Source organism: Streptomyces hainanensis (assembly GCF_004348415.1).
GTDB classification, from domain to species: Bacteria; Actinomycetota; Actinomycetes; order Streptomycetales; family Streptomycetaceae; genus Streptomyces; species Streptomyces hainanensis.
Map to the genome: position 1 here is coordinate 1 of NZ_SMKI01000481.1, position 5,596 is coordinate 5,596.

General features: G+C 65.7%; 5 protein-coding genes, 1 tRNA gene and 1 pseudogene. 5 read left to right on the plus strand and 2 right to left on the minus strand.

The window, feature by feature from the left end; translation table 11 throughout:
• From E1283_RS30585 to E1283_RS30600, 4 genes are all read left to right on the plus strand, one after another.
• The coding region (locus tag E1283_RS30585; protein WP_132821427.1) for a S1C family serine protease at positions 1-1,250 on the plus strand (1,250 nt) is incomplete at its 5' end.
• 47 nt (positions 1,251-1,297) lie between these two features.
• A tRNA-Ser gene (locus E1283_RS30590) sits at positions 1,298-1,385 on the plus strand.
• Positions 1,386-1,620: 235 nt separating this feature from the next.
• Positions 1,621-2,253 (plus strand): hypothetical protein, encoded by a 633-nt coding sequence (locus E1283_RS30595; RefSeq protein ID WP_132821428.1) that lies wholly within the window; start codon positions 1,621-1,623, stop codon positions 2,251-2,253.
• Between the two features lie 51 nt (positions 2,254-2,304).
• Positions 2,305-3,897: a hypothetical protein gene (locus E1283_RS30600; protein ID WP_132821429.1), complete on the plus strand. Its 1,593-nt coding sequence runs from the start codon at positions 2,305-2,307 to the stop codon at positions 3,895-3,897.
• Between the two features lie 495 nt (positions 3,898-4,392).
• Here E1283_RS30600 and E1283_RS30605 read toward each other — a convergent pair whose 3' ends face one another.
• Together E1283_RS30605 and E1283_RS30610 are read right to left on the minus strand one after the other, a co-directional pair.
• Positions 4,393-4,710, minus strand: a complete 318-nt coding sequence (locus tag E1283_RS30605) for a hypothetical protein (protein WP_132821430.1) — start codon at positions 4,708-4,710, stop codon at positions 4,393-4,395.
• Positions 4,707-4,931 carry a hypothetical protein gene (locus tag E1283_RS30610; protein WP_132821431.1) on the minus strand — a complete coding sequence of 75 codons (225 nt, stop codon included), beginning with the start codon at positions 4,929-4,931 and terminating at the stop codon, positions 4,707-4,709. Before E1283_RS30610 ends, E1283_RS30605 begins: the two co-directional genes overlap by 4 nt.
• Before the next feature lie 307 nt (positions 4,932-5,238).
• On the opposite strand from E1283_RS30610, the pseudogene E1283_RS30615 reads away from it, so the two are divergent.
• Positions 5,239-5,596: pseudogene (locus E1283_RS30615) on the plus strand (tyrosine-type recombinase/integrase); the annotation flags it as partial.

Consider the following 5,596-nt stretch of genomic DNA (forward strand, 5'->3'; position numbering starts at 1 on the left):
TCCCTCCCCTGTCCCCTCCCACGGCCGAGCACACCGCCGCGTTCCACCAGCCGCCCGCCGCCTTCGCGGCCCCGGCGCCCGCCGCGGGCCAGCCGGGCGACCCGTACTCCTCCCCGTGGGCCGCGTTCCCGCCGCCGACCCCGCCGAAGAAGCGCCGCAGCGGCCTGCTCGTCGCCATCGCGGCGGCCACCCTGATCGCCGGCGGCATCGGCGGCGGCGTCGGCTATCTCGTCGCCGACGGCGACGGTGAGCCGGCCTCGGTCGCCTCCGACCTGGGCAGCGAGTCGGTGGCCAGGCCCCCGGACTCGGTCGCCGGGATAGCGGACGCGGCCCTGCCGAGCGTCGTCACCATCGAGGCGGGCAACGGCGCCGAGGGCAGCACCGGCACCGGCTTCGTATACGACGAGCAGGGCCACATCATGACCAACAACCACGTGGTGGCCAGCGCGGCCAACGGCGGCAACCTCACCGTCACCTTCTCCGACGGCGAGAACTACGACGCCGAGGTCGTGGGCCGCGCCGAGGGCTACGACGTGGCGGTCATCCGGATCACCGACCTGGAGGGCCGCGACCTGGCGCCGCTGCCCATGGGCGACTCCGACGCGGTCGCCGTCGGCGACGCCACCATCGCCATCGGCGCCCCCTTCGGCCTCTCCGGCACCGTCACCACCGGCATCATCAGCGCCATGGACCGCCCGGTCGCCTCCAGCGACGGCCAGGGCGGCAGCGCCTCCTACATGAACGCGCTGCAGACCGACGCCTCGATCAACCCGGGCAACTCCGGCGGCCCCCTCCTCGACGGGGACGGTGCCGTCATCGGGGTCAACTCGGCGATCCAGTCCACCGCGAGCATGGGCGGCGAGGCGGGCAGCATCGGCCTCGGCTTCGCCATCCCGATCAACCAGGCCGAGCGCGTCGCCCAGGACCTGATCGACGGCGGCGAGCCGATCTACCCGATCATCGGCGCCTCGGTCGAGTCCGGCGGCCAGGTCACCAACGGCGCCCAGATCGTCGAGTCGACCAACGACGGCAGCGAGCCCGTCGTCGCCGGCGGCCCGGCCGCCGAGGCCGGCCTCCAGCCGGGCGACGTGATCACCCGCTTCGGCGACCGCGTGATCGACAGCGGCCCCACCCTGATCAGCCAGATCTGGACGTACCAGCCGGGCGACTCCGTCGACATCACCTACCAGCGCGACGGCCAGGAGCGCACCACCACCCTGGTGTTGGGCGAACGCATGGGAGACCAGTAGCCCACAGCCGCTACGCTGTCCGGGTGCGCCGCCAGCCGGCGCACCCAGGAGGCGTGCCCGAGCGGCCGAAGGGAACGGTCTTGAAAACCGTCGTGAGGTAACCCCTCACCGTGGGTTCAAATCCCACCGCCTCCGCCGCGAGAGCCCAGCGAACGGCCCCTGACCAGCACACATGGTCGGGGGCCGTCGCAGTTCCCCGCTCCCCGCTGGTGACCGCGACTCCCCGCTGTTCCCCGCCCGATGGGGCACGCGAAGGGCACGGCATCGCCTGGGCCGTTGGCCCGTCGTTTGGCCGGTACGCGTCGGTCCACCAGAGGCTGCCTGCCCTGGTTGCGGTAGTGGCCGGCATTGGCGGGTGAAGCAATCCCGTATGAGCTTCTGGGCAGAGATCGCCACGCAGTCGCTGGGCGCGCTGGCGGGCACCTTGGTCGGTGGTGCGATCACCGTGTTGGTGGCGCGATGGCAGACGAACAGATCGATCACGGCTCAGGCAACTCTGGCGACTGCCGAGCATGCGGCCAGCCTGCGACTCGACCAGGTGAGTCAGGACCGTGCCAGGTCGACGGACGCGGCCCGGACGCTTTTGGAGCGGTTGGCGGATCTGTACGCCTGGCTGCCGTCCCTGCCTGACGTTTCCGCTGAAACGCCCTACCTGAGCCGCCATGCGCGCGATCAATGCCGCCACGCCATGGAATCCCTCCGGCGAGGGATGATCACCGATCTCTACGCGATCAGCGACCACACGGCTCGTGAGCGCTACCGTGAACTGGTGCGTCTGGCCTACGACGTCGGGTGGCGAGAGGTGGGCGCAGGGAACCGCGAACGACAGATTCGGGACGCCAAGCACTACCTTCGCTACGTCCAGCACTCGCTCGAAGCACTCATCGACGGAAGCCCACTGCCCGGACATGTCGAACCACCGGTCCTCGACCGGCCCGAAGACGAGCCATGGCAACCACCCGTCGTCCCCTGGTACTGGGGCGATCCCGCCGACGGCAGTTGAACCGAGCTCGGTCGAAGCGCAGCGTGCAGCGAACTACGGACGCGGGCGCCAGTGCCATACTCCACTGATTTTCAGCAATCACCGCCGCCTCATGCGATGTGTATAGCTGGCCGCCAGTGGGTAACTCTAAAAGTCGCCGAGAAGACTCTGGGGGTCGCTATGCATGTTTCTGAGTACTACAACCTTGGACGCCTGCAGCCGACGCTTGATTTCGTTGATGTGGACACCGTAATGGATACGCCGGTATATATAGATCCTGGCAATCTCAAGAAGCTGTCTGACGATTGGGCTGTCCAGTGTGCAGAAATGCTGGGAACTTTCTTCGATTCCGTTGTGCAGTCCCTCAGCATGGGGGATGATCGGCGAGTTCGTGAACTGCTGGTTCGCCTCCAGGAGCCCAATGAAACCCACTTTGGGTTATCGAAAGGGAAATCCCGTGGGCGGGCGCTGGGTCCCGATCTGGTCAATAAGATTTGCCGTAATCTGCATGCGAGTCGTGCGGCGAGAAGCGGGCTCTTGGAGGACCTGGAAGATACCGCGCTCTTCATAAAGAATATCGGAAGGGATATCGTTTCTGATATTACTACCTGCGTCATTCGTGGGATGCTAACGTCGTACACTCAGTCAATGGCGAAAATGCACGACATCCCGCTAGTGGATGAGGTGTATAGCGGCCTCGCCTGGGATCCTGTCCGCAGAGAATGGGATGACTCTCCCACAAGTTTGCCCGTGGCCGATGGGAAGCCTTTACTGCTGGTCCCGAAGGTAATAGTCCGATACGACCTGCTGGCCACTAAGCAGGATTTTTTCCGCAACCATCTGGCGCCTGCGATTCTTGCCGATGAATCTGACAGGCCCACTGGCAAGTTGGTGCGAGCCGCCAAGGATGCGGTGCGTGAACTGAAGCAGAAGAGTGCTGAAGGAGCCGATGAGGAGCCTGAAGTCGATCTTGTGGAGCTAGCCGAGGAGCGGGTCGAGGTCTTCCGGGCCTACAAAGACGAAAAGAGAGCCAAGCCAATTAAGCCGCTAACACATGCTCAGTTGAGCAAAGTTACCGGCACGGATCCGGTAGATTTCGATGAGCTCCTCGATAATGTTCTTAAAATCCCGCCGGGGAGTCAGCATGCTAGTCGTTGTCATGATGCAATCGAGGCGCTGTTCACTGCGCTCTTCTATCCGGCCTTGACTAACCCTGTCAAGGAGCACCCTGTTGATGACGGCCGCAAGCGGGTCGACATAACGTACACCAACCGTGATAGGCGTGGCTTTTTTGATTGGCTCACGCGTCAGGGTTACTTGTGCCCGTACGTCTTTTTTGAATGCAAAAACTACTCCTCGGACTTGGGTAACCCCGAGCTTGACCAGATCTGCGGTAGGTTCACGCCCCTCAGAGGGAAAGTTGGCATCATCATTTGCCGCTCCTTCGTGGAAAAGGGAAGGTTTTTGCAGCGGTGTCGCGATGCTGCGAGAGGGCATCGTGGCTATGTTCTGTTTCTGGATGACGGCGATCTGCGCCTGCTGGTGGATGAGGTAAAGAAAGCGCTGGGGCCTCGTTTGGGCCCGGATGGGCGAGTTGTACGCAACAAGCCAAAGCCGGCAGAATTCAGGCTACTTCATGAAAAGTTCCGCGACCTCGTTAGCTAAAGATCGGATTGCTGGCTCCCGCCTGGCTCCCATGGTCCTGCGAAACAGTCGAATGCCTCGGCGCGGCCGACGTACACATTCCCCTGATGCTTGGAGGGGCCGCGCCTCGGCTGCGATCAGGTATCAATAGCACTTCACGGCCGGCTCTGCGACGTAGGTCGGTGGAGCGGGTTTGGGCGGGAGCTGGCTTGGGGCGAGAGATCGGGGCCCGTACGCTGGCCGGCGGATCGGGCAGGTTGTGGACCTGCCCGTTGGTGCCCGATGTGGGCCCCGATCTTAGAGGCTCGTCCCAAGCTGGCTGCCTAAAGCCGTGGAGCCGACCCCCGGCCACGACGGACCCCCTCTCTCACCGCAACCAGGGTCGCGTCTGTGCTGGTGCGCGGCCGGCGGGCTCGGGTCGGAGCGGGGCGGAGACAGGAGCGGCGGCCCGGGGCCGCCGCTGCCGCGCGCGCCGCGCTGTGCGCGGCGCCTTGAAGTCGTAGAGAAGGTTGTAACTCACTCCGGTTGGCGGCGGTGTGGGCGTTTTCGGTCACGCTCGATCTCATAGGCGATGGTCTCGGCGCAGTCCAGGACGAGGCGAAGCTTGGTGAGGATGTCTCGGCGGGCCTGGCTGATCAGCTCGTAGTGGTCGGGGCTGTTGCCGCGTGGAGCCCAGAGGCCGCGGTGGCCGTGTTCGTTGACGACGTTGCGGCAGTACTGGACGACAGCGTTCATAGCCACCCGGAACTCGTCCCGGTAGCCCTGCTCGATCTCGGGACGTAGCGGCGGCTCGTGGTCCTGGTCGTCGTCACTGTTGGGGTGTTGGGTGGTCATGGTGCCTGCTTGGGGAGTGCGGTGCGGTTGGCGGGTCTTGCGGACAGCAGGTAGCGGAGGTTGTCCTCGTGGATCGTGTGGGCGTAGAGCTCGCCGTGCGCTAGGAGGGCCAGGGCGCGTTCGTGCTCGGCTTGGTCAGTGAGCCAGTGGCGGGCGATAGCTGCGGCCGGATCGTCGAGTTGGTCTGCGATGTGGGCGGCGCGCTGGTGTAGCCATCGCATCGCGAGGCGGGGTGTGGCTGCGGGCTGTGAGCCAAGCCAGAAGGTCTGGTGCCCCTGGGGGAAGTGGGCGATCGCCTCGCACCAGAAGCCCAGGCGAAGTTCGAGACGCATCGCGCGGGCCATGGGCAACATGCCCGGTCCCTCCATTCTTTGAAACGGAGTTCGGCGGTGACGGTGTGGCCTCGGTGATCGCCATCGATCGTCACGATGTGGGCGTAGGCGTGGACGAGGGCCAGGCCTCGACCGCCCAGGCTGTTGGCCTCTTGGCGCGGGATGTGGGGGTGGGTGGTGGTGCCTCCCTTCGGCCTCGCTGATACGACGGGTCAGGGAACACCTCGACACGTTGCCGGACGGGGCCGACGCGCTGCTGTTCACCAACCGCCACGGGCGGCCGTTGCGCTACAACCAGTGGCGCAAGGCGTACTTCGATCCGGCCGTGTCCGCCGCCGGCCTGGTGGACGTCACCCCGCACGATCTCCGGGCCTCGCACGGCACGTGGCTCGCCGACCGGCACGGCGTGATGACTGCCGCCCGCCGGCTCGGCCACGCCAACGCGAGCGTGACCACGCGCCACTACGCCCGGCCGGTGGCCGGCCGTGACGCCCAGGTGGCCGATGCCCTGGAGGAGTGGGCCGGAGGGCACGGCGAAGCCGATGGGGCACGTG